The organism is Salinispora pacifica CNR114 (assembly GCF_000514775.1).
Classification (GTDB): Bacteria; Actinomycetota; Actinomycetes; order Mycobacteriales; family Micromonosporaceae; genus Micromonospora; species Micromonospora pacifica.
The window spans coordinates 77473-97345 of record NZ_AZWO01000023.1 but is presented as its reverse complement, the minus strand read 5'-3'; the positions used below and the strand labels follow the sequence as shown (position 1 = coordinate 97345).

The following is a 19873-nucleotide window of genomic DNA, read 5'->3' as shown; positions in this document are numbered from 1 at the left end:
CTTGGTGGCCTCGATGATGGCCTTGACGTTGGCGACCTGCTCGTCGCCCAGGTCGATGCGTGACTGCTTGCCCTGGGTGCCGTGCGGGATCAGCGTGTCCATGTCCGGCTTCGCGACCTGAACGGCCGCAGCGGCCGGGGTGGTGTCGGTGAGGGTGGCCAGGGGGCCGGCGACGACACCGGTGGACAGGGCCAGACCAGCGATACCAAGGACGCTACGACGCAGAATCGTGTTCATCATGAGGGTTGCTCCATTCGGGGGTCGACACCCACACGCACGCCCGAAGGAAAAAGGGGGCCTTCAAGCGGCAAAGGGGCGGGTGCAAGCACCGTCCGGCGCTCAACAAAACAGAGAAGAAAAAGGGGGGTTCGGCGACCGCGGGTCTCACAAGGGGGACACGCACGGCGCCGGGTCCAGATGTAACGACCGGCCGGCCACCGTCATTCCCGGCGACCCACACCCGGTGTCACCCGCCCACGCGGGGCACCTCCACGGCCGTACGCATGGTGTAACGCCCTGACGGCGGCCGGGATTCCGCCACCACCGTGCCCCCGACCACACCCCAAACCGGCATTCCCCGAATACCAACGGCAAATGGCATCATACCGTCACAACGCCCTCTCCTCCGCGGCGGAGCTGGACAGCGCAGTGTTCTGCTACCGGAGACCGCGCTGTCGGCTCCACTTAAAAGTGACCGTGGTTCCGGGCGTTCTGTCGCCGGCTGGGCGTCCCGCGGCATACGGCGCATAAGGCCTTGGCCAGTCATGAGCCGCCCCGTTATCAGCGGGGCGGTGAAGGGTTCGATCTGGGCGCGGTGGAGCCGCAGATCCGGGCGTTGTTGGCGGAGCTCCTATAAGCCGGGATCAAATCCTCGCGCCGCGGCTGACCAGGAGTGAAACGTGGCAACAGCCGTTGCAGGCCGCCAGGACGCTGCCCGTCGGCCTGCCTCAGCCGATGTGAGACTTCGGCAGATAAGTGGCGATCCAACCCCTCAGGCGCTTCATCACCAGAGGATGCACGTCAACCAGGAGTTCAATCCGCTCGGCGACCGTATCCGGCCGGACCAAGCCCGCCCGGAGCAGCGCGTCAGCGAAAAGGGCGTCCTTCTCCCTGCCGGCCACAAGCTTCGACACCACGCAGTCGTGCGGGTCCAGCGCATAGCCACGTCCCGGCTGGGTGTTCTCCGACTCCACCAGCACCAACCGATCGCGCCAGCCCTCGGGCAGCACAGCAGTCGACACACTCACACCCTGGGCGTAATAGCCAAAGGTCTCGTGGAACGGCGAAAATTCCCCGATGAAAGCGTCAACCTGGTCGGCCTTCTGATCGTCGGGATCGTCGAAGAACGCCACGTCTACCTCCATTGAGGCAGTGGCTTCCAACGGCAGATCATCATCTGGAATCGTCCCCAGCACCGACTGACTGCCGACGATGAGGACGTTCCGATCAACGACAATCCGACCCGTCGATCTCAGCACGTGCTCCAACTCTGCACGCCTCACGCTGCCCGCTCCCAGCCCCGGCGCTTGAAGGACTCCAGAACCTTCCCGCGCTGCGCCTGCGAGAGCACACCAGCGAAGGGCGAATTCTGCCGCATCTCGACAGCCTCCGGATCTTCCGATGTCAACACCCGAAGAACGGAGCCAACTCCTTCGTTGATCTTGTCTTGCCAGCGCCTCAACCAGACCTCGGCCATGGTCCCCCGGTGCTGCCGAAGGAGCCGATCGAGATTCTCCCCAGCCTTACTCAGCACGCCATCCGGATCGGCGACCAGGCCGCCTGCCACGGCTTGGTGCAGCCACAGCGACTTGAGCTGATCACGGGTCAGCGGCTGTCTGGGGCGCAACAGCGCCTCGACGTGCTCCCGTCGGACCTTGCGGTGCGCACCCACCCGCACGAACGGCAGATCACCACGCTCGCACAGGTTGACCACCTGCTGGCGCGAAGAACCCAGCAGCTTGGCCGCCTGACCAGTGCTTAGTAGTTCCCCACCCACCGTCGCCATACTTGCCAGCATCGGCCAGAAACGCCAAAAACGCAACTCGATAGAGCATGCGCTGCTCAGAGCCTTGATCACGGCTCTGACCTGGTGGGCGACGGACGAGTCGACCTGTACGCCGGATTCTCCCCTTGAAACGCACCCTGACCTGCGCGAACACTTGCCACTACCACGTTCAGGCCGTCACCAGGCCGTCAGGACCGACGCGGGTGCCCTCGAACAGGTCATCAATCGCCCGGCGGGTGCGCTCCTCACTCGTCGGCATGAGGTGCGTGTAGACCCGAAGCGTGAAGCCGGGGTCAGCGTGGCCGAGGTACGCCGCCAACGCCTTGATGCTCTCCCCCGCATCGAGCAAGGCCGAGGCATAGAAGTGGCGTAGCGCGTGCATGCCCGTCGCCCTGGTCGGCACGAGCCCTACGGCAGTCACCGCAGGCTTCCAAGCCTTGGCATCGAAAGTGCCTCGATTGATCGCACCCTTACGCGGAGTGGTCAACACGAGTGGCACAGTGACCCGTTCGTCACTGAATGGATCCTCCCACGGCAGGGTAAGTTCTACTGGCTTGCACCAGGCGAGGTGCTCCCGCAGAGCGTCCACCACCGTCACAGGCAACGGGATACGCCGGTCCCGATCATTCTTCGGTAGCCCAAAGACCAGACGCGACCGCACGAGCTTGAGCTGCCGAACCACATGGACCCAGCCCGAATCAAGGGCGGGCCTTCGGCCCGCCGCCGCGTCAGCGCCGGGCCGCGCGTGCGGCCTGGCGGCCGGTCACGTCCCGGCGCACGCGGCGCACCAGCAGCGACAGCCGGCCACCCGGCCTACGCCACCGCATCCGGCTACCGCTGGGAGAGTGACCGCCTGTGGCCAGCCGTCCGCTCCGCCGGAAGCGGCTGTGGGCCCTGCTGCGCGACAACCACTGCTTCCAACTCCAGCCGCAGTCACAGCCCCAGCTGAACCCGCGCACGTTCCCCAGATCGGACACTGTCGTAGCCGGCGAAGGTCAGCTCGGGAACGAGGTGTCCATCTCGTCGGCTTGACGCCCAAGTTCTTCGGCGTGATCGTCCCAGTCCGGCCCGTGGGAGTAGAGGTCCACGCCCGCCGCACGAAGCACTTCAGCATCGTGGGGCCGCTGAAGGCATGCCAGACGATAGGCGAGGTTCCGCGCCCATACCGGAAGATCCCCGGTGAGGTCCGGGATCGTCTCGTTGATCATCGCCATGATCGCGTCAGCGTCTGCGAAGGTCAGCACCTCGATGAAGTCCCGAGCGGCCTCGTTGAGGTGACCACCCGGTCGCTCCGGATATTGAGGGTCAAGACAGAGATCTAGAGCGAGTTCAGTAAGACTCTTCACGAACGGATCATCCCTCCACCCACCCTCAGCGGGGCGTTGCCCCCGCACCCCCACCCTCCTCGGAGACGGCGACAGGTCTCCTCGCTCGGGTACCACAAGGGCTGCCCGAGAACCCCGGCCAGGTCAAAGCTGCTACGCGGTCGCCTCCGGCGAGCCTTAACCCGACCGAGAACCCCGGGCAGAAACACGCCTGCCGACTGAGGAAACCTGCCCAACCACACAGCCCGCTTGACAGCCGCCATTTGAGACTCGTCCGTGGAACGCTCCCACCAGTCCATGCCGAAAATCACGCGCCAGCGCAACACCCGCAAGAAACCTGGCAAGGGGACGGCGTCCGCCGTGCGCGGGTCGATACCCCCCGTGCCCGGTGGGAACTGCGGTTCGGTTGGGTCAAAACCTGGCATCTGGGAGGGAGGCGGTGGCCGTCGTGGACCGGGTAAACCCTCCAGGGGCCGGGCCCGTCGTTGGGTGCGGTTGAGGTCAACTGCGCCACTGTGGCGGCGGCCGCGGGGCACCGGGCTCGTGACACGCGGCCGACTACGACCTTAGCCGCGCGTCAGAGCGAGAAGCCCGACGTAGACCGGCGAGCCGGACGTAGATCTCCTGGCGGGCGACAGCGTGGCCCTGGCCGTCGAGCTGGTAGCCGGTCAGCCACACCCAGCCCGGGTACGTGGGCTGCGGACACACCGAGATCACCCGGAACACGAAGCTCGGCTGCCGCGCGAACTGCACCGAGGCGTTACGGGTGATCCACACTTCGTGGCCAGGCTCCGGCGGGCGTGGTTGCAGCCATGTGCGGCCGTGCTCCTCGGCAGGCATACGGGCTCCTCTTCTTGAAGGATGCCCTGCCCGGCAGGGTTCGGAGGTTACCGACCGGGCAGGGCGTTCGCCGTACCGGCGGCGGGTTCGGGTCCTCCACCACCGGCACAGCGGCTAGCGTCCACCTAGCAGGTGTCAAGCCCGTCAACTTGACGGGGTTGCTACTCGGCAAGTCCGTACGGTCGGATTTATGCGGCTCGCGGGCATGTCGGAAATCCAACAACTGTTGGGCGGTGTCAGCCGGCAGCGTGCCTCGGAGATCGTGGCGCGCCCCGGATTCCCGGCACCGCTGGACACCTTGGCGACTGGGCGGATCTGGGAGCGGGATGCGGTAGTGGCGTGGATCGCCGAGAAGCGGCCGACCCAGCGAACCGACGAGCAGTAGCTCAGCGCATACGGGGCGACACGGCAGCACATGCCTGGCTCTGGAATGACGGGAGATGATCTCCCCCTAACCGCCTCGCACACCTCGCGGCGGAGTAGAGACCGACGACACCAGCGACATCCGAATGATCGGTGTCCGGTCCGCTCGAAGTTGGCCAGTCCGCTTGAGGATGGCCAACGACGTGGCCACGTCCGGCTGAAGGTGGCCAGCCGGTACGGTGCTAGGGTGCTGCGCGCGGTGCAGGGCCTGGGTGGTCCGCTGACGGCTGAGTTTGAGGTCGGCTTCGTCGGCGAGGGAGCGGAGGCCCACGCTTCCTTGATCAACTCTGCTGGAGTGAGGTTCGAGCAGGTCAAGCCTGTACGAACATTCTCGTCGCACAAGCGGCAGCGGCACTTTCCGGGCTTGTGGTGGTCGTCGACGACCGGCCGGCATGTCGGGTACGAGTCCTGGCTTGAACGGGACCACCTGATGCTGCTGGACTTCGATCGGAGAACGCAGCGCCTCAGAGACCGGCCAAAATGACGGGGTTGGTGAGCGCCGCCATGTGCCCTCCGAGGTGGCGTAGCTCGACGCGGACGAACGCCGATTCTGCCTCGCTGGTGCGCCATTCCACGGCACCGGATCCGTCGCTCGGCAAGGATTCGCGGTGCACCGTGCCTCGATCGGTGTGGAAGCTGACGATGCCGGATGGCACGCCGCTTACGTCCACCCGTGCTACAACCGGCTCGTCGCAGGTCTTCAGCCGCTGACCGATCCCGGCGCTACGATCACCAGCAGCGGCGGTGAGCGACAGCTCAATGGCGGCTGATTCGGCGATCCAGCTCCGGCCGGCCCGGATGCCGGCGAGGACCGCCTCAGTGCTCAGCTCCTCGGCCAACACGACTGTGTGCGGTACACCGATCTGGCCCTCCAGATGCGCGTCGCTGTTGCCCAGCGCTGGCCGCCATCGCCCACCTCGGATGTCGTCAGCCAGGCTGCGACCCCATTCGGCCAGTGCCGCCTCATTGTTAGCGTTCCAGGGCAGGTCCGAACTCCACAGCCCGTTCCACACCTCTACCACGTCAAACCCGTGGAACGGGTACATGAAAACGCCAGAGGGATACGGCGCGTGCGGGTGGGCCGCTACGCACAGCCCACCGGCTTGATGCACCTGGTCCACATGTCGGTCGATCGCATCGTCGCGAATGCCGTACCGCCAGTCGACCACCTGTCCCGGGTCGATGCCAAGCGCCAGCCAGTGCCCGGTCCAGGTGGTGACCTCCTGGCCGAGCATCACCAGCAGATCGTCACCGGCGAGTGGACCCCAGACGCCATGCGTGTCGGACGTGTTGTGCTCGGTAATGGCGATGAAGTCCAGTCTGACCTTACGGGCACCGGCCGCGAGCTGCTCCGGCGTCAGCTCTCCACCATTCGAGCGCGCCGAATGCACATGGCAGTCACCTCGGTACCAGCCGCGCCCCCGACCGGTCACCCGCCCCGGTGGGAACCACGACTGCGGAACCCGCTCCGCCATGTCGTCATCCGTAGTCATGCCCGGCAGGGTACTCACCACCCGCAGACAACGAGTCACAAGATCCGGCTGGATCGGCACCGCAGGCTCCAATAATCGGCCAGCTAGCACCGGACGATCACAGTCCGCCTGTCCACTCCAACCTGTCCTGGCGCTGGCCACCACCTTGCCGGCTGGCCAGGTTTACGTGGACCGGACAATCGGCACCATAGATCGAAATGCGTGATCACAGGTGAGCCTCGCCGCCTCCAAGATCAGGCCGTCTCCAGGCCGTCAGGCCGTCGTCAGGCCGTCAAAAGCTGGCCAATCTTGACCGAGGACGACCATTGATGCCCGGATATAGAGCCAGCTCAGAGCCTTGATCGGGTCTCTGAGCTGGTGGGCGACGGACGAGTCGACCTGTACGCCGGATTCTGTGCGCGACGCGGACCCGAGGGCACGCGCCGGCGGCGGTCATCCATCTCGGCCTGCCGTCACCGACAGGCTCCAGCGGCCTACCCGCAGACATCGGGCGGGCCGCCCTCGATCGCCTGCGCGGGTCGTCGTCTCAGCTGATGACGCCCCTTCTTGGCCTTGCTCCGGGTGGGGTTTACCGAGCCACCCCGGTCACCCGGGGTGCTGGTGGGCTCTTACCCCACCGTTTCACCCTTACCGTCCCCGTCCGGAGACGGCGGTCTGTTTTCTGTGGCACTGTCCCGCGGGTCACCCCGGGTTGCCGTTAGCAACCACCCTGCCCTGTGGAGTCCGGACGTTCCTCGACGGCGGGCCGGAGCCCTCCGACGCGACCGCCCGGTCGACTCGTCCGTCGCGCACCTATCCTAACGACCCTGTCGCCGCACCCATTTCCGCCCCAACCACCACACCAGCACCCGCCAACGCGTCGGACCGGTCCTGCGGGGTGGACGGGGCACCACGGCGTACTAACCTGCCTCACCATGCACATCGCCGACGCCGCGCTGCTCGTCCCCGCCGGCCTCGCCGCCGGCATGCTCAACGCGGTAGCCGGTGGGGGTTCGCTGATCACCTTTCCGGCGATGATCGCCGCCGGGTTGCCACCGGTATCGGCGAACGTGAGCAACTCGGTGTCGGCCTTCCCGGGGTACGCGGCGAGCGTCGCGGGCAGTCGCGCGGAGCTGCCGCGTGGTCGGGAGCTGTTGGCTCTGCTGCCCACCACCGTCCTCGGTACGGTCGCCGGCACCGTGCTCCTGTTGGCTACGCCGGCCCGGGCGTTCGAGTTGATCGTACCGTTTCTGGTGCTCGGGGCGACGGCGGTGCTGGCCTTCCAGGGGCCGCTGCGCCGGTTTGTCGGACACCCCCGTGACCGGTCGAGGCGGCACCGTAGCGTCTCGGTGCAGGCCATGGTCGCGCTCGCCGCGGTGTACGGCGGATACTTCGGCGCGGCGCTGGGGGTGATGTTGGTGGCGGGCCTGGCGCTGATGCTGGACGCGTCGCTGGTCCGGGTCAGCGCCGTCAAGAACCTACTCTCGGCGGTGGTCGGACTCACCACGCTGGTGGTGTTCGCGCTGTTCGGGCCGGTGAACTGGGCGGCGGTTGCCGTGGTCGCACCGGCGACGCTGGTGGGTGGGTACGCGGGCGCGCGGCTGCTCCCCCGGCTGCCACCGATGGTGCTCAGAACGGTGATCGTGGCCTTCGGGACAATCATCGGCCTGTACCTGCTCTGGCGGACCGGAAGCTGAACGAACCGGAAGCTGAACAGACCAGCCGGCTGGGGGCCGGAGGCTGAGGGGGCCAGCAGCCGGGTCGATCAGCTGGACGGGAGGTGAGCGGTGTCGTTGACGGAGCGGACGGCCACTCCGCCGTCGGGCCACAGGTCCACCACGGAGATGCCGGCCGCATCGAGGAACAGCCGATGCAGCAGCGTGTCTCCGCCGCCGAGAGCCTCCCGCAGGATCAGTTTGATCGGCGAGACGTGCGAGACCACCACGACGGTCTCCCCCGGGTAGGCCTTCCGCAGCTCATCAACCGCCCGCCGGCTGCGCGTGGCGACTTCGGCGAATGACTCTCCGCCGGGCGGCGCGACCGTCGTGGCGGCGAGCCAGGCGTCCATCTCGCCGGCCCAGCGCTCCCGCACCTCTGCGAAGGTGCGGCCGTCCCAGGCCCCGAAGTCACACTCGACGAGGTCGTTGTTGTCGCGGACCGGCTTTCCCCCGAGCGCCGCGGCGATGGCCTCGGCGGTGTCCCGACACCGGCTCAGTGGGGAGCTGACCACGGCCGCGGCCGACGGGGCCAGCGCGGCCACCCGGTCGGCGGTGGCTTCGGCCTGGGCCCGACCGTGGTCGGAGAGGGGCACGTCCACCCGGCCGGAGTAGCGGCGCTGTTCGGTGTACTCGGTCGCCCCGTGCCGCACGAGAACCAGCCGGGTCGCGGTGAAGCTGGGCCGCGGCTCCCAGGAGGCGGGGGCGGTGGCCGGGTCGGTGCCGCTGGTACGGGCGGTGGCGGCGCGGGCCGCGGCCTCGCGAGCCGCCGCGCGGGCGGGCGAGTCGACGGCGGCCACCGGCCGTGGTTCCTCGACTACCCGGTTCGCTGGCTGGGCTGGTGCTCCGGCGGCGGCGTCCATGGCGGCGTTGGCCAGCGCGTCGGCGTGCCGGTTGCGGTTCCGCGGAATCCAGGTGAACCGGACGGCGGCGAATTGACCGACCAGCCCGGCTGCCTGCGCGGCGAGCGGACGCAGGCCGGGATTTTTGATCTGCCACCGGCCGCACATCTGCTCGACCACGAGCTTGGAGTCCAACCGGGCTTCCACCTCGGCGGCCCCCAGCTCCGCTGCGGCCTCCAGGCCGGCGATCAGGCCCCGGTACTCGGCGACGTTGTTGGTGGCGGTGCCGATCGCCGCTGAGCGTTCGGCGAGCACCTCGCCGGTGCCGGGGTCACGGAGCACCGCGCCGTATCCGGCCGGACCGGGGTTCCCCCGAGATCCGCCGTCGGCCTCGACGACGACCACGCGCGGCGCCACGACTACAGCCCGGACTCGTTGGTACGGATCATGATCCGGCGGCACTCCTCACAGCGCACCACGTCGTCCGGATCCGCCGCGCGGATTCGGGCCCGGTCCGCGCCGGAGAGCTCAAGCCGGCATCCGCCGCACCGGCCGCCGGTGAGCAGGGCTGCGCCGAGTCCGCTCTCCGCCCGAATCCGGTCGTAGAGCGCGACCAGTTCGCCGGGAAGGTCGGCGGCGAGGGGCTGGCGGGCGCCGCGTTTGAACTCCTCCTCCTTGGTGATCTCGTTCAGGCTGTCATCGCGGCGCTGCTCGACGGCGTCCCGCTTCTCCCGGGCCTCGGTGATCCGCTTCTCGACCCCGGTCAGGACGCCCTGCGCGGTCTCCCGCTGCTCCATCAGCTCCAGTTCGGCGTCCTCGAGGTCGCCCTGGCGGCGGTTGAGGGAGGCCAACTCGTGTTGGAGCGCCTCCAACTCCCGGGCCGGGCCCACGCCGGCGGCGAGGCGGTCCTCGTCCTTGCGCTTGCGGGCTCGCACCTGGTCAACGTCCTGTTCCAGCCGGTCGATGTCCCGGTCCAGGTCATCGATGGCCACCTGGGCGCGGGCGCGCTCGTCCTCCAGCGCGGAGAGCTCCCGGGCGAGGGCGTCCAACTCGGCCCGCTCGGGCAGCGTCCGGCGGCGGTGGGCGAGTTGGGCGAGGGTGGTGTCGATCCCGGCCAGGTCGAGCAGGCGGCGCTGGACTAACGGTTCAGCCTTCACAGTCGGGCTCCTTGTTGTCCGCCGCGGGCAGGGCGGCGTGTACGGTCCACGGGTCAGTCTCCAGGTCGGACACGAGCGTATCGACGCCCGTCGTCTCCCGCAGGACGGCGGCCAGGTCGTCCAGCCACGGGCGTTCGGTCGCCCAGTGCGCGGCGTCGAGCAGCGCCGGCCCGCCGGTGGCCAGGTGCTCGCTGGTGGGGTGGTGCCGCAGGTCAGCGGTGAGGTACGCGTCTACCCCGGCGCCTGTCGCGGCAGTGAGGAAGCTGTCGCCCGATCCGCCGCTGACGGCGAGCGTACGCACCGTGCGGTACGGGTCCCCGGCGGCGCGTACGCCCCAGGTGGTGGCCGGGAGCACGGCGGCGGCGTGCCGGGTCAGCTCGGCGAGGGTCATCGGCTCGGGTAGCTCGCCGATGCGACCGATCCCCCGGCCGGCCCCGTGTGCGGGTGCGCCGACGGCGGGGGGCGCCAGCGGCCGGAGCCCGGTCAACCCGAATCGGGCGGCCAGTGCGTCGGAAACGCCCGGTTCGGCGATGTCCGCGTTGGTGTGCGCCACGTACAGCGCGACATCGGCCTTGATCAGCTGGTGAACGATCCGCCCCTTGTAGGTGGTCGGGGCGACCGACGATACCCCCCGTAGGAGCAGCGGATGATGCGCCACGATCAGGTCGGCCCGGGCGTCGATCGCCTCGGCGACCGTCTCCGGCACCACGTCCACCACACAGAGCACCCGGCGGACCGGCGCGTCCGGGTCGCCGAGGACCAAACCGACGCGGTCCCACTCCTGCGCCCACGCCGGTGGGTAGCGCCGCTCCAACTCGGTCACCACGTCGGCGACGGTCGGCGGGAATTCGGGTGTCCTCACGGCGGGCCAGCTTACCCGGCGAGCACGGGGACGGAATGCGTCGCCACCCGGGGCTGCCGGTCAGGCGACCGTGGTCGCCACGGTTGGTTCTGGCAATGCGGCCACCACCGCCTCCCAGGGGAAGGTGGGCAGGTGACGCTCACCGGACCCGGGCGGATGTAGCGGGACGACATGGTCGCCGAAGAGCACGGTGACGCCCCATTCGGAGAGCCGGCCGAGGGCCGCCTGGAAAGCTGGGTGGGCGGCCATCGCCGCATTGGTGAACGGGACCGCGACCAGCGGCACCCCGCGGCCCTGCGCCTCCACGAGCAGGCCGAGGGGAAGGGTGTCGGCTATCCCCGCCGCCCATTTGGTGATCGTGTTCACCGTGGCCGGGCAGACGACCATCGCGTCCGCCGGCGGCAGGACATCCGGATCGCCCGGGTTCTTGTAGTGGCTACGGACTGGGTAGCCGGTCTGCCGGACCAGCGCCGGCCGGTCAGTGAACTTAGCCCCGTCGAGGGTGGTGACGACACAAACCTCCCACCCGGCCTGCTGGGCCAGGTCGACGAGCCGGCCAACGCGGCGGGCGAGCGGCGAACCACAGGCGAGCACGTAGAGCACCCGGCGCGCAGCGCTTGGCGACCGCGACGTGGCCAGCGACGCATCCAGACTCATATTCCGACTCCCATGTGTTCAGCCAACTCCGCGATCGAGACGGACGGGGTGCCCCGGGTGCGACGCAGGATGTCGGACATCACCTCGTGGGCGATCGGTCGACAACGGATCTCGGACGGAGCGAGCCGGTCGCCCTGCAGCAGCATCTCGCCGGCGTTCACCACATCACCAACCTGTGCGTAGCCCCGGGCGATGTCGAGCAGGTGGTGGGCGCGGCGCTCGGGTAGCAGGGCATTGAACTCCGGCCCGATCCGCTGGTGGACCTCGACCGCCCGGCCGCCGTCGCCGAGTTCCACGGCGGCCGCGGCGCGGTGCAGCTTGACGTTGGTGGGACCGAAAGAGGTCCAGTAGTGGTTCTGGTCGCCGCCGAGCAGGGTCGCCGCCTCGTCGGCGCCACCCAACAGGTCATCCACTGTGGCGGTGTCACCGATCCGGGAGGCGGCCATCGCGCCCTGGAGCAACAGCATGCCGTAGACCGACAGCCGACCCGGGGTGGCGTCGTTGTTACCGCCCGGGGCCAACCGGTTCGCGATTGCGACGTTCACCTCCAGAGCTGGGAAGGGGCGCCCCATCGCCACCAGGGCGTTACCGACCCGGGTGGTGGCGATACCGGCCAACAGTGGATCGTCGGCCCGCTGGGCGACCGCCATCGCCCGATCGGCGGCGAGCCATGCCAGATCGCACTCCCCCAGCTTGCGCAGGACCGACGAGGCGATCTGGTAGACCTGCCCGAGCAGGTGTGCCGCCTCGCGGTTGTCGTCGCCACCGAAGCCGGCGTCGGCCGCCTGGGCGTCCCGCAGCAGTTTGGGGAGCGAGCGGGTCAGCATCCCGTATCGACCGTACTGATAGGTCAGCCAGGCGTGGCTGACGGCCTTGCGCATGTCGGGCAGGGGCGGCGGGTACGGCGCCGCGTCGAAGTAGGCGCTCATCGCGTCGTACCGCTCCAGCGCTGCCCGAATCTCCTGCACCTCGGTCTGGTCGATGCAGTTCAGCGCGTCAGAACGCCGTTCCGGGTCCTTGCCGAGCAGTAGCTGCACGTCAACCCGGAGGGTGTCGGCGATCTCATAGATGACGGAGAACTTGTCCAGCCGACGTACCCCACGTTCGACCTTGTCCACCCAGCTCTTCGACTTACCCAGCCGGTCGGCGAAGACCTGCTGGGACATCTTGCGTCGCCCCCGCCAGTAGGCCACCCGACGCCCGATGGGTAGCTCGTCCATGTCCCATCCCTTTCCTACGCGTCCATTCCAGCCGATTAGCCAGGTTTGTCGCGGGCACGGCGCTTTGTTTAGGTTTTTCCGATCGCACAGCATGTACGTCAGCTGATCAGTTGACGCTCCTAGCGTTCATGCAAGTTGCATCAGCCGTTCGTCAACTCAACGATCGCGGGTCGAGGCAGTGACGGTGCTCGACAGATACCACCGGCACCACCAGATCCGGCGAGGGGAGATGGCACATATGTGGGGGAATATCGGACCACGGGTCGCTCAGCTGTCGCCCTTGGAGCGGGTACGGCTGCGCCGCGTCGCCGTACGCTACGCGCTGCACGGCTGGGAGGTGACCCCCGGCGCGTGCCTGGCCCGCAGCCGCTTCGTCTGCGGGCGGGCGGGCTGCCCCACCGTCGGCTGTCATCCCGCGCTGGTGGATTGGGAGTACTCCGCCAGTGCCGACCCGGCCCGGATCGCGACGTGGTGGCGCACCCGCCCGCACGGCGTGCTGCTACCCACCGGACGGGCCTTCGATGTCCTGGAGGTGCCGGCCCACATCGGACGAGACGTGCTCCTCGCGGTCCAGAACCATCCGGCTGGCCCGGGAGTACGCGGGCCGGTGCTGTCCACCCCCACCGGCCGGTGGATGTTCCTGGTCCGGCCCGGCGACCCGCTTCGACCCGAACTTGAACACTGCTTCCACGTGGTGCGGCACGGCCCGGGATCGTGGATCCCCGCCCCGCCGACGCGGCTACCCGAAGGGGCGGTGCGCTGGGTGGTCGCCCCGGAGCAGGCCCGCTGGCAGCTCCCCGACTCGTACCTGGTGCAGAACAGCCTGATCTCGGGGTTACGGGCGAGCGGAGTGCCACTGGCAGTGGAGCAGCTGGTCCCCGGCCACCTGCCGCTTCCTCGGCAGGGATTCTGACCGGCAGGGCCACCGACGGACCAGTCGCACTGCCATCTGGACCGGTCGCACTGCCCATCCCGCCTCCGCATATACGGTATCTAATAGGTTGAAATCTACCTTTAGTGGGTATACCGACCCTAGCGCTCTAAGCCGCCACTAAGGGCATTGCGCCGCCCCTGAGGACATCGAGCCGGGCCAAAAGCCCCAGCTAGCTGGCTGCCGGCCCCGAGCCAGCCCCCGAGGCGCCAGCCCAGGGCATGCCGCCCGTACGTCGGAAAGTGTCAGCAGCAGGAGCGTGAGCCGCTACCGCAGCGGGTATGCCCCGCGAGCCGCTGAACACGTGAGGGGATGGCACATGCTCAGCAAAGAGGATCAGCGCAGGTTCGAGCAGATCACCCGCAACCTCCGGGAGAGCGACCCGGCATTCTTCGCCCGGCTGGACCATCGGGCGAAAGGCCACCGCGGCCGGTGGTTGATGCTGTTGACCATCGTGCTCTGGGCGGCGCTCCCGGCGACAACTGTGCTTGCCGGCCCGACGGCTGGTGCGGTCTGCGCGGTGGTCCTGGTAGCCAACGCCGTGGTCATGTGGCGCTTCCGGCGCCGCTGGCTATGAATCACCCGGCCTTCCGCCACGGACGGTCAGCCGCTGCCCTGCTCGCCGAGCCGCCGATAAGCCCGGCGTAGTCGCTCCACCAGCCCGGGGCCACCGATGGCTGGGGCGGGCGCACCGAGCTGCCGCAACAGCAGCTCAGTCCCCGTCGCCAAGGTCGGCGGTCGGTCGGGGAGCGGAACCGGCGCGGACCAGAACCGATCGACGGCGTCGGCCAGCGACGCCGCCGGCAGGCCCGCCACCGACCGCGCCGCACCACTCACCGGCACCGACCGCGCCGCACCGGTCACCGGCGCCGATGACAGTTCGTCCGAATCGGATCGTTCGGCTACGGCGGCGGCACCACCCCGGCGCACCCGCAGCCGGTCCAGCAACTCGTCTCGACCACGGCCGCGCCAGTGCAGCAGCGCGAACGGGTCGGCGTCGAACGCCTCGGCCAGAAGGTAGAAGGTCGCGGCGAGATGTTTGCACGGCACCGCGCCGTCGGGGCAGCTGCACCACTGGCCCAGCTCGCCCAGGCCGGCGGGGAACAGCGGGGCGCCCGCCGCGACAAATAGCTCCTCCAGCTCAGCGGGAAGATCACCGGCGAGTAGCCGCGCGCTGAAGAAGGCCTGCGCGGCCAACTCCTCCTCCACCCGGGACCAGAGCGTCGCCGAGAAGGGCGCCAGTGTGATCCGCACCTCGTACGGCCGAGATCGCGAGCCCTGCACCGTGGCCGTCACCTCGCCCGGCGTCACCTCCAGCCGCAGCACCTGCCCCGCCCGGGCGTACGAGCGACCACGGGTGAGACGGGTGCCCAGCGCAAAGGACTCCAGTACCTCCAGGAACCGGCGGGACCACCAGGAGGCGCCGATCGCGCCACGGGTACTGCGGGCTCGCAACCCACCAGTGACCCGGCGCGGTGGACCGTAGTCGGCGAACCGGTCGGCCCGGCGGCCCGGCTTGTCGCTGCCAGCGGCCCGCGGGCTCATTCGGCCACCGCCCCGGCCTCCAACTGGAACAGCTCCCGCAGCTGCGCCGTGGACAGCTCGGTCACCCACTGCTCACCGGCGCCCACCACGGTCGAGGCGAGCCGGCGCTTGTCGGCGATGAGGGCGGCGACCTTCTCCTCCACGGTGCCGGCGCAGACGAACTTACGGACCTGAACGCGTCGCCGCTGCCCGATGCGGAACGCCCGGTCCGTGGCCTGATCCTCCACCGCCGGATTCCACCAACGGTCAACGTGCACGACGTGGTTGGCCGCGGTCAGGGTGAGACCGGTGCCACCGGCCTTGAGCGAGAGCACGAAGAGCGCGGGGCCGTCCGGGGCCTGGAATCGGGTCACCATCGCGTCCCGGTCGGCCTTACCGACGCCGCCGTGCAGGAACAACGTCTCCTGTCCGAACCGCGCCGACAGGTGGCCGCGCAGCATCCCGCCGAACTCGGCGTACTGGGTGAACAGCAGGGCCTTCTCCCCGGCGGCGAGCACCTCGTCGAGGATCTCCTCCAGCCGGGCGAGCTTGCCGGAGCGGCCGGTCAGCACCGAACTGTCCCGCAGCAGGTGCGCCGGATGGTTACAGACCTGCTTGAGCCGGGTCATGGCGGCCAGCACCAGCCCTCGCCGCTCGATCCCCTCGCTGGACTCGATCCGGGCCAGCATGTCGTCCACCACCGCGCGGTAGAGGCCCGCCTGCTCCGCGGTCAGACTGCACACCACCTCCATCTCCAGCTTCTCCGGCAGGTCGGAGATGATCGAGGAGTCGGTCTTGAGTCGACGCAGCACGAACGGGCCGGTGATCCGGCGCAGCCGCTCGGCCGCCTCCGCGTCGCCGTGCCGCTCGATCGGTTCGGCGTACCGCTTCTTGAACTCGGCGGCCGGGCCGAGCAGGCCGGGATTGGCGAACTGCATGATCGACCAGAGGTCGGCGAGCCGATTCTCCACCGGGGTGCCGGTGACCGCGATCCGATGCCGGGCGGGCAACGCGCGAACCGCCTCGGCTTGCCGGGTGGAGGCGTTCTTGATGGCCTGCGCCTCGTCCACCACCACCCGATGCCAGTCGACCCCCGCCAACTCCCCCGCATCGCGGGCAGCCACCGTGTACGTGGTGAGGACCAAATCCGCCCCCGCCACCGCCGCGGTGAGCGCCGCCCCCCGGGCCCGCTCGGTGCCGTGGTGCACATGGACCCGTAAGCCCGGGGTGAAGGTCGCCGCCTCCCGCTGCCAGTTACCGACCAGCGACATCGGAGCGACCAACAGAGTCGGGCCGGCGCCCGGGGGATCACCGGCGAGCAACGCGAGTAGCTGCACCGTCTTACCGAGACCCATGTCGTCGGCGAGCACCCCGCCCAGACCGAGGGACTGGAGGAAGACCAGCCAGGCCAGCCCCCGCCGCTGGTAGGGGCGGAGCACGCCGCGGAACGACGGGGCCGGGTCCACCGGGGTGAGCTGCCGCTCCACGGCTCCGGCGAGCAGGTCACCCAACGCGCCGTCGGCCGCCACCTCAAGCACCGGCAGCGCGTCGCCGGCGGGGTCGGCGAGGCCCTGCCGCAGCAGGTCGCCGACGGTCAGCTCGCCGGTGGAACGGAGCAGCCGCAGGCCGGCGGCGAGGCGCTTCGGGTCCAGCTCCACCCAGCGCCCGTGCAGCTGGACCAACGGGGATTTCAGCGCGGCCAGCGATTCCAACTCCTCGGCGGTCAGCGGCTGGTCACCGAGGGACACCTCCCAGCGGTAGTCAACCAGGGCATCCAGCCCCACCCCACCGCCCGCCCCGGCCACGGTGCCCGGAGCGGTGCGACTCTGGGCCTGTAGTCGGGCGCCGAGCCGGGACGAGGGACGCCGCCACCACGAGGGCAACAGCACCGCGAACCCGGCCGCGTGCAGCACCGGCGCGCCGTCGCGGAGAAAGCGGTGCGCGCCCTCGGCGTCCAGCTCCAGCGCCTCCGGGGTGGCGGTGCGCAGGGCCGAGTTCAGCTCCGGCCAGAGCCGGCTGGCCCGCCCCAACTCGGCCAGCAGGGCTTCCTGCGGAGCGGCCGGACCGGGCAGGGGCACCGACTCATGCCAGATCCGCGCGGCGGCAACGTGCAGGCCGGGCTGGTCAGCGGGCTGCAGGCCGAACTCGACCCGCCACGGCCCCTCGGCCGCGACCGGCCCACCGGCCGCCGCCTCGACGAACCCGTCCGTCGGCGGCTCCACCAGCCGGAAGCTGGCCCGGACCGAGCCTCCCACCGCATCGCGCTGCCAGGCGTCCAACTCACCGCGCAGGGTGTCGAGCTCCACCGCATCGGCGGCAAAGTCACGACGCGGGCCGGTGAGCGCCGCCAGCCACGCCGTGACCGCACCCCGCGGACGAGCTCCCCGGGTGAGGGAGGTCTCCGCGAGGGCGGCCCGCACGGCCGCGTCGGTGAGCGCGTCGAGCGCCTCGGCCACCAGTTCCCCGGGTTCCCCGACGGCCGCCGTCGGTCGCCTCGCCCCCCGAGCCCGCGACGGCACACCACCCTTGGCCGGCGCTTCCGCTCCGCCGGTCACCGGCGTCTGCGGTGCGCCGGTCACGGCGAGCGGATCCAGATCGACCTCGACGGCGGCGCGGGCCGCGGGCGGCAGGGCGAGGGCGAGGGCGAGGGCCCAGCCGGCGTCCGCGCCGGTGAGCAGCGGCCGCCACACCGCCCACGCGGTGGCGCTGGCGCGCTCCTGGGATGTCGGCGTCACCCGGGCCGGGGCGGCTCGACCGGCACGGGTGGCACCCGTACGCTGCCGCCGGGTCCGCGGCGCCGGTCGCGGGTCATGCCCGGGCTCCGGCTGGATGCCGGGCAGGACCCGACCGCGGGCGGCGAGGTCCACGGCGAAGGCCGCCAGCTCCGCGAGGTGACGCAGGCTGGCGCCGGGTACGGCGTCCGGTAGCGCGCTGGCCGCGGTGATCCGCGACAGCAGCGACAGGGCGGTGTCCGGGGCGTACACCAGGGCCGGCACCCGCCACCCGGCCAGCGTGACCGGCCCGCGGAGCGGCTCGACCGGCGCGGAGCGGACCAGCTCCGGCGAGTCCAGCGGCGAACCAGCTCGGGTGGGCAGGGTGAGCAGCGCCGCGCCGGGCGCGGTCGGCTCGGCGACCTCGGCCAGGGCTGCGGCGAGCACGGGGTGACCGGCGGCGAACGGGTGTGGTCGCTCGCGGGGCGCCCGCCCGGCCCGCCGAGGTGCCCGGGGCGGCGACGTGCTGTCCTCGGCCCAGATGGCGAGCCCGCTGCCCAGGCGCCACAACCCGTGGACAACCAGCACGCGATCCCCCCCCTCATTGGCACCCCGGCCCAGGATAGGCGGGGCGGCGGCGTGGCTCGGCACCGCTCTAGCAGACCCGATCCTGGCCCGTACCTGTTTTCCGGGGCCGACGCTTCCGCTCCGCCGGCACGCCGGTCGGGGCAGGATGGGCGCATGGCGCCAACCGTGGAGATTCCGCTGGCCGGTGGTTCGTCCGACGGGCAGACCGTCACCGTCGAACTGGACCCGAACGGTCGCCCACCGCTGACCCACCACCACCTCGGCGACGGCGGACTCGCCGACGCCGAGATCTACGAGCTGGAGACGGTGGGGGGAGACGCCAGGAGGTGGCGCTACTGCTGGCGGGGTCCGGCGGTCTGACCGGCTCACCCGTCCACGGAGACCATCGACTGGGTCCGGAGACTCTCCAACACCACCCGGGTCACCTTCGAGGTGCCCCGGGCCTCCTCACACACCTCGGCGACCCGCCGGGCGGTGGCCTCGGCGCGCTGTTCCCGCTCGTCCCACAGTCGGTCAACCTCGGCCAGCAGCGGGCCCTCGACCTCCCGCTCCACCCCACGCAGGGCGGGGACGCCGAGGCGCTGGGCCAGGTCGAAGACCTTGCCGGCGTACGGCAGGGGAAGAAACGGGGTGTTCACCATCGCGGCGAAGATCAGAAAGTGCAGCCGCATGCCGACCGCCAGGTCGAAGTGGCGCATCAGGCCGAGCACCTGCTGGGGTGAGTAGCTGCCGTGCAGGATGCGCCCCCGTTCGGCGGCGACCATGTGTGACAGCACGCCGTGGGAGTGCCGGATGTCGTCCCGCTCCATCGGAACGAAGAGGACATCGGCATCGATCCGGTGCACCAAGAAGTCACCGATCTGGGCCAAGAGCCGGTGGTAGCCGTCGACATCAAGCCGCTCGGCGGCCCGCCCCGGTTCCCGCACACTCATCCCGACCAGGCGCCGACCCGCCGGCACTCCCTCCTCCCGAAGCAGGTGCACGGGAAAGTCCTCGGGCTCCAGGAGAAACGCCGGATCCGCGGTGACCGTGATCGGGTTGAGCAGCCCAGCCTCCTCCAGGAGCATCCGGGACTCCTGGTCCCGCACCGTGACCTGGGTCGCTCCGGCCAGCGTCTCGCGGACCATCCCGGTGTCCACCATCTCGCTGAGCGGGCCGACCCCCACCGCGTAGGTGAGCAGCGGCAGGCCGCGCTCCTGGGCGACCCGGACAACCCGCAGGTAGCGGCGGGCCTCCTGGTCGTAGAGGATGCCGCCGCCCCCGAGGATGAGCAGATCGAGCTGAGCGAGCAGCGGGGACGAGTCGGTGCGGCTCACCCCCTCCCACGGCACCGCCTCCACCGTTGGGTGAGCGGCCCGGGTGTGATCGGGGTTGCGGGAGAAGACAATGATCCGGGCGTTCGGCTCCTGCTTTCGCAGGTCAGCCAGGAGACCGGTGAGGATCGCCTCGTCACCGAGGTTACGACCGCCGTACGAGCCGAGCACACCGATGGTCAGGCCGGTGCCAGCTGTCATCCGTCGCTCCTCCCGGGGTGCGTCCACGCGGATTCCCGGTACGCCGGGGAACAGTCCTGCCCCGGGCGACGGGTGGAGCCTGACGGC

The 19873-nt window shown here is 70.0% G+C and carries 20 protein-coding genes, 1 other RNA gene and 1 pseudogene; 6 read left to right on the top strand and 16 right to left on the bottom strand.

Annotation, left to right across the window (positions count from 1 at the left end):
* The 6 genes and pseudogenes from B118_RS0116055 to B118_RS0116030 form a co-directional block, all read right to left on the bottom strand.
* A pseudogene (locus B118_RS0116055) lies at window positions 1–237 on the bottom strand (hypothetical protein); the annotation flags it as partial.
* Window positions 238–947: 710 nt separating this feature from the next.
* Complete coding sequence (locus B118_RS0116050; RefSeq protein ID WP_232430571.1) at window positions 948–1478, bottom strand: DUF6036 family nucleotidyltransferase; 531 nt, start codon at window positions 1476–1478, stop codon at window positions 948–950.
* A gap of 20 nt (window positions 1479–1498) precedes the next feature.
* The gene (locus B118_RS0116045; RefSeq protein ID WP_238323931.1) at window positions 1499–2077 is read right to left on the bottom strand and encodes a helix-turn-helix domain-containing protein; all 579 of its coding nucleotides are present in this window, start codon (window positions 2075–2077) and stop codon (window positions 1499–1501) included.
* Window positions 2078–2174: 97 nt separating this feature from the next.
* On the bottom strand, window positions 2175–2666 hold the full coding sequence (locus B118_RS28375; protein WP_272945097.1) for a tyrosine-type recombinase/integrase: 492 nt from the start codon (window positions 2664–2666) through the stop codon (window positions 2175–2177).
* A gap of 334 nt (window positions 2667–3000) precedes the next feature.
* Window positions 3001–3351, bottom strand: coding sequence for a hypothetical protein (locus B118_RS28370; protein ID WP_033660581.1), 351 nt, complete (start codon window positions 3349–3351; stop codon window positions 3001–3003).
* Between the two features lie 537 nt (window positions 3352–3888).
* Window positions 3889–4170 (bottom strand): hypothetical protein, encoded by a 282-nt coding sequence (locus B118_RS0116030; protein ID WP_080645116.1) that lies wholly within the window; start codon window positions 4168–4170, stop codon window positions 3889–3891.
* 190 nt (window positions 4171–4360) lie between these two features.
* Here B118_RS0116030 and B118_RS0116025 point away from each other — a divergent pair, with 190 nt between their 5' ends.
* Window positions 4361–4555 (top strand): hypothetical protein, encoded by a 195-nt coding sequence (locus B118_RS0116025; protein ID WP_018223125.1) that lies wholly within the window; start codon window positions 4361–4363, stop codon window positions 4553–4555.
* 225 nt (window positions 4556–4780) lie between these two features.
* Complete coding sequence (locus B118_RS0116020) at window positions 4781–5077, top strand: hypothetical protein (protein ID WP_027658193.1); 297 nt, start codon at window positions 4781–4783, stop codon at window positions 5075–5077.
* Here B118_RS0116020 and B118_RS0116015 read toward each other — a convergent pair.
* Window positions 5058–6086 carry a CehA/McbA family metallohydrolase gene (locus B118_RS0116015; RefSeq protein ID WP_080645117.1) on the bottom strand — a complete coding sequence of 343 codons (1029 nt, stop codon included), beginning with the start codon at window positions 6084–6086 and terminating at the stop codon, window positions 5058–5060. The two genes, B118_RS0116020 and B118_RS0116015, sit on opposite strands and share 20 nt — an antisense overlap.
* 365 nt (window positions 6087–6451) lie before the next feature.
* An RNA gene (gene rnpB, locus B118_RS29565) (RNase P RNA component class A) lies at window positions 6452–6866 on the bottom strand.
* Between the two features lie 134 nt (window positions 6867–7000).
* Here rnpB and B118_RS0116010 point away from each other — a divergent pair.
* Window positions 7001–7762, top strand: a complete 762-nt coding sequence (locus B118_RS0116010) for a sulfite exporter TauE/SafE family protein (protein WP_028193022.1) — start codon at window positions 7001–7003, stop codon at window positions 7760–7762.
* A 68-nt stretch (window positions 7763–7830) separates the two neighbouring features.
* On the opposite strand, the gene B118_RS0116005 is transcribed toward B118_RS0116010, so the two are convergent.
* From B118_RS0116005 to B118_RS0115985, 5 genes are read right to left on the bottom strand one after another with little or no spacing between them, the layout of a single operon-like run.
* The gene (locus B118_RS0116005; protein WP_026185775.1) at window positions 7831–9039 is read right to left on the bottom strand and encodes a bifunctional RNase H/acid phosphatase; all 1209 of its coding nucleotides are present in this window, start codon (window positions 9037–9039) and stop codon (window positions 7831–7833) included.
* A gap of 2 nt (window positions 9040–9041) precedes the next feature.
* Complete coding sequence (locus B118_RS0116000) at window positions 9042–9779, bottom strand: zinc ribbon domain-containing protein (protein WP_028185186.1); 738 nt, start codon at window positions 9777–9779, stop codon at window positions 9042–9044.
* Window positions 9769–10641, bottom strand: coding sequence for a Nif3-like dinuclear metal center hexameric protein (locus B118_RS0115995; protein ID WP_043541424.1), 873 nt, complete (start codon window positions 10639–10641; stop codon window positions 9769–9771). The genes B118_RS0116000 and B118_RS0115995 overlap by 11 nt, the downstream gene beginning before the upstream one ends.
* 60 nt (window positions 10642–10701) lie before the next feature.
* Entirely contained in the window at window positions 10702–11298 is a 597-nt protein-coding gene (locus tag B118_RS0115990; RefSeq protein WP_028193020.1) for a flavoprotein, read from the bottom strand.
* Window positions 11295–12518, bottom strand: coding sequence for a helix-turn-helix domain-containing protein (locus B118_RS0115985; protein ID WP_018223117.1), 1224 nt, complete (start codon window positions 12516–12518; stop codon window positions 11295–11297). The genes B118_RS0115990 and B118_RS0115985 overlap by 4 nt, the downstream gene beginning before the upstream one ends.
* 229 nt (window positions 12519–12747) lie before the next feature.
* On the opposite strand from B118_RS0115985, the gene B118_RS0115980 reads away from it, so the two are divergent.
* Together B118_RS0115980 and B118_RS0115975 are read left to right on the top strand one after the other, a co-directional pair.
* Complete coding sequence (locus B118_RS0115980) at window positions 12748–13431, top strand: bifunctional DNA primase/polymerase (RefSeq protein WP_026185773.1); 684 nt, start codon at window positions 12748–12750, stop codon at window positions 13429–13431.
* Between the two features lie 337 nt (window positions 13432–13768).
* Window positions 13769–14026: a DUF3040 domain-containing protein gene (locus B118_RS0115975; protein WP_018216509.1), complete on the top strand. Its 258-nt coding sequence runs from the start codon at window positions 13769–13771 to the stop codon at window positions 14024–14026.
* A gap of 26 nt (window positions 14027–14052) precedes the next feature.
* Here B118_RS0115975 and B118_RS0115970 read toward each other — a convergent pair whose 3' ends face one another.
* Window positions 14053–14994 carry an SWIM zinc finger family protein gene (locus tag B118_RS0115970; RefSeq protein WP_027648871.1) on the bottom strand — a complete coding sequence of 314 codons (942 nt, stop codon included), beginning with the start codon at window positions 14992–14994 and terminating at the stop codon, window positions 14053–14055.
* Window positions 14991–18272 carry an SNF2-related protein gene (locus B118_RS0115965; protein WP_028193019.1) on the bottom strand — a complete coding sequence of 1094 codons (3282 nt, stop codon included), beginning with the start codon at window positions 18270–18272 and terminating at the stop codon, window positions 14991–14993. The genes B118_RS0115970 and B118_RS0115965 overlap by 4 nt, the downstream gene beginning before the upstream one ends.
* A gap of 153 nt (window positions 18273–18425) precedes the next feature.
* On the opposite strand from B118_RS0115965, the gene B118_RS0115960 reads away from it, so the two are divergent.
* Complete coding sequence (locus tag B118_RS0115960) at window positions 18426–18632, top strand: hypothetical protein (RefSeq protein ID WP_018216512.1); 207 nt, start codon at window positions 18426–18428, stop codon at window positions 18630–18632.
* Between the two features lie 5 nt (window positions 18633–18637).
* Here B118_RS0115960 and B118_RS0115955 read toward each other — a convergent pair whose 3' ends face one another.
* On the bottom strand, window positions 18638–19786 hold the full coding sequence (locus B118_RS0115955; protein WP_028193018.1) for a polysaccharide pyruvyl transferase family protein: 1149 nt from the start codon (window positions 19784–19786) through the stop codon (window positions 18638–18640).
* Window positions 19787–19873: the final 87 nt, after the last annotated feature.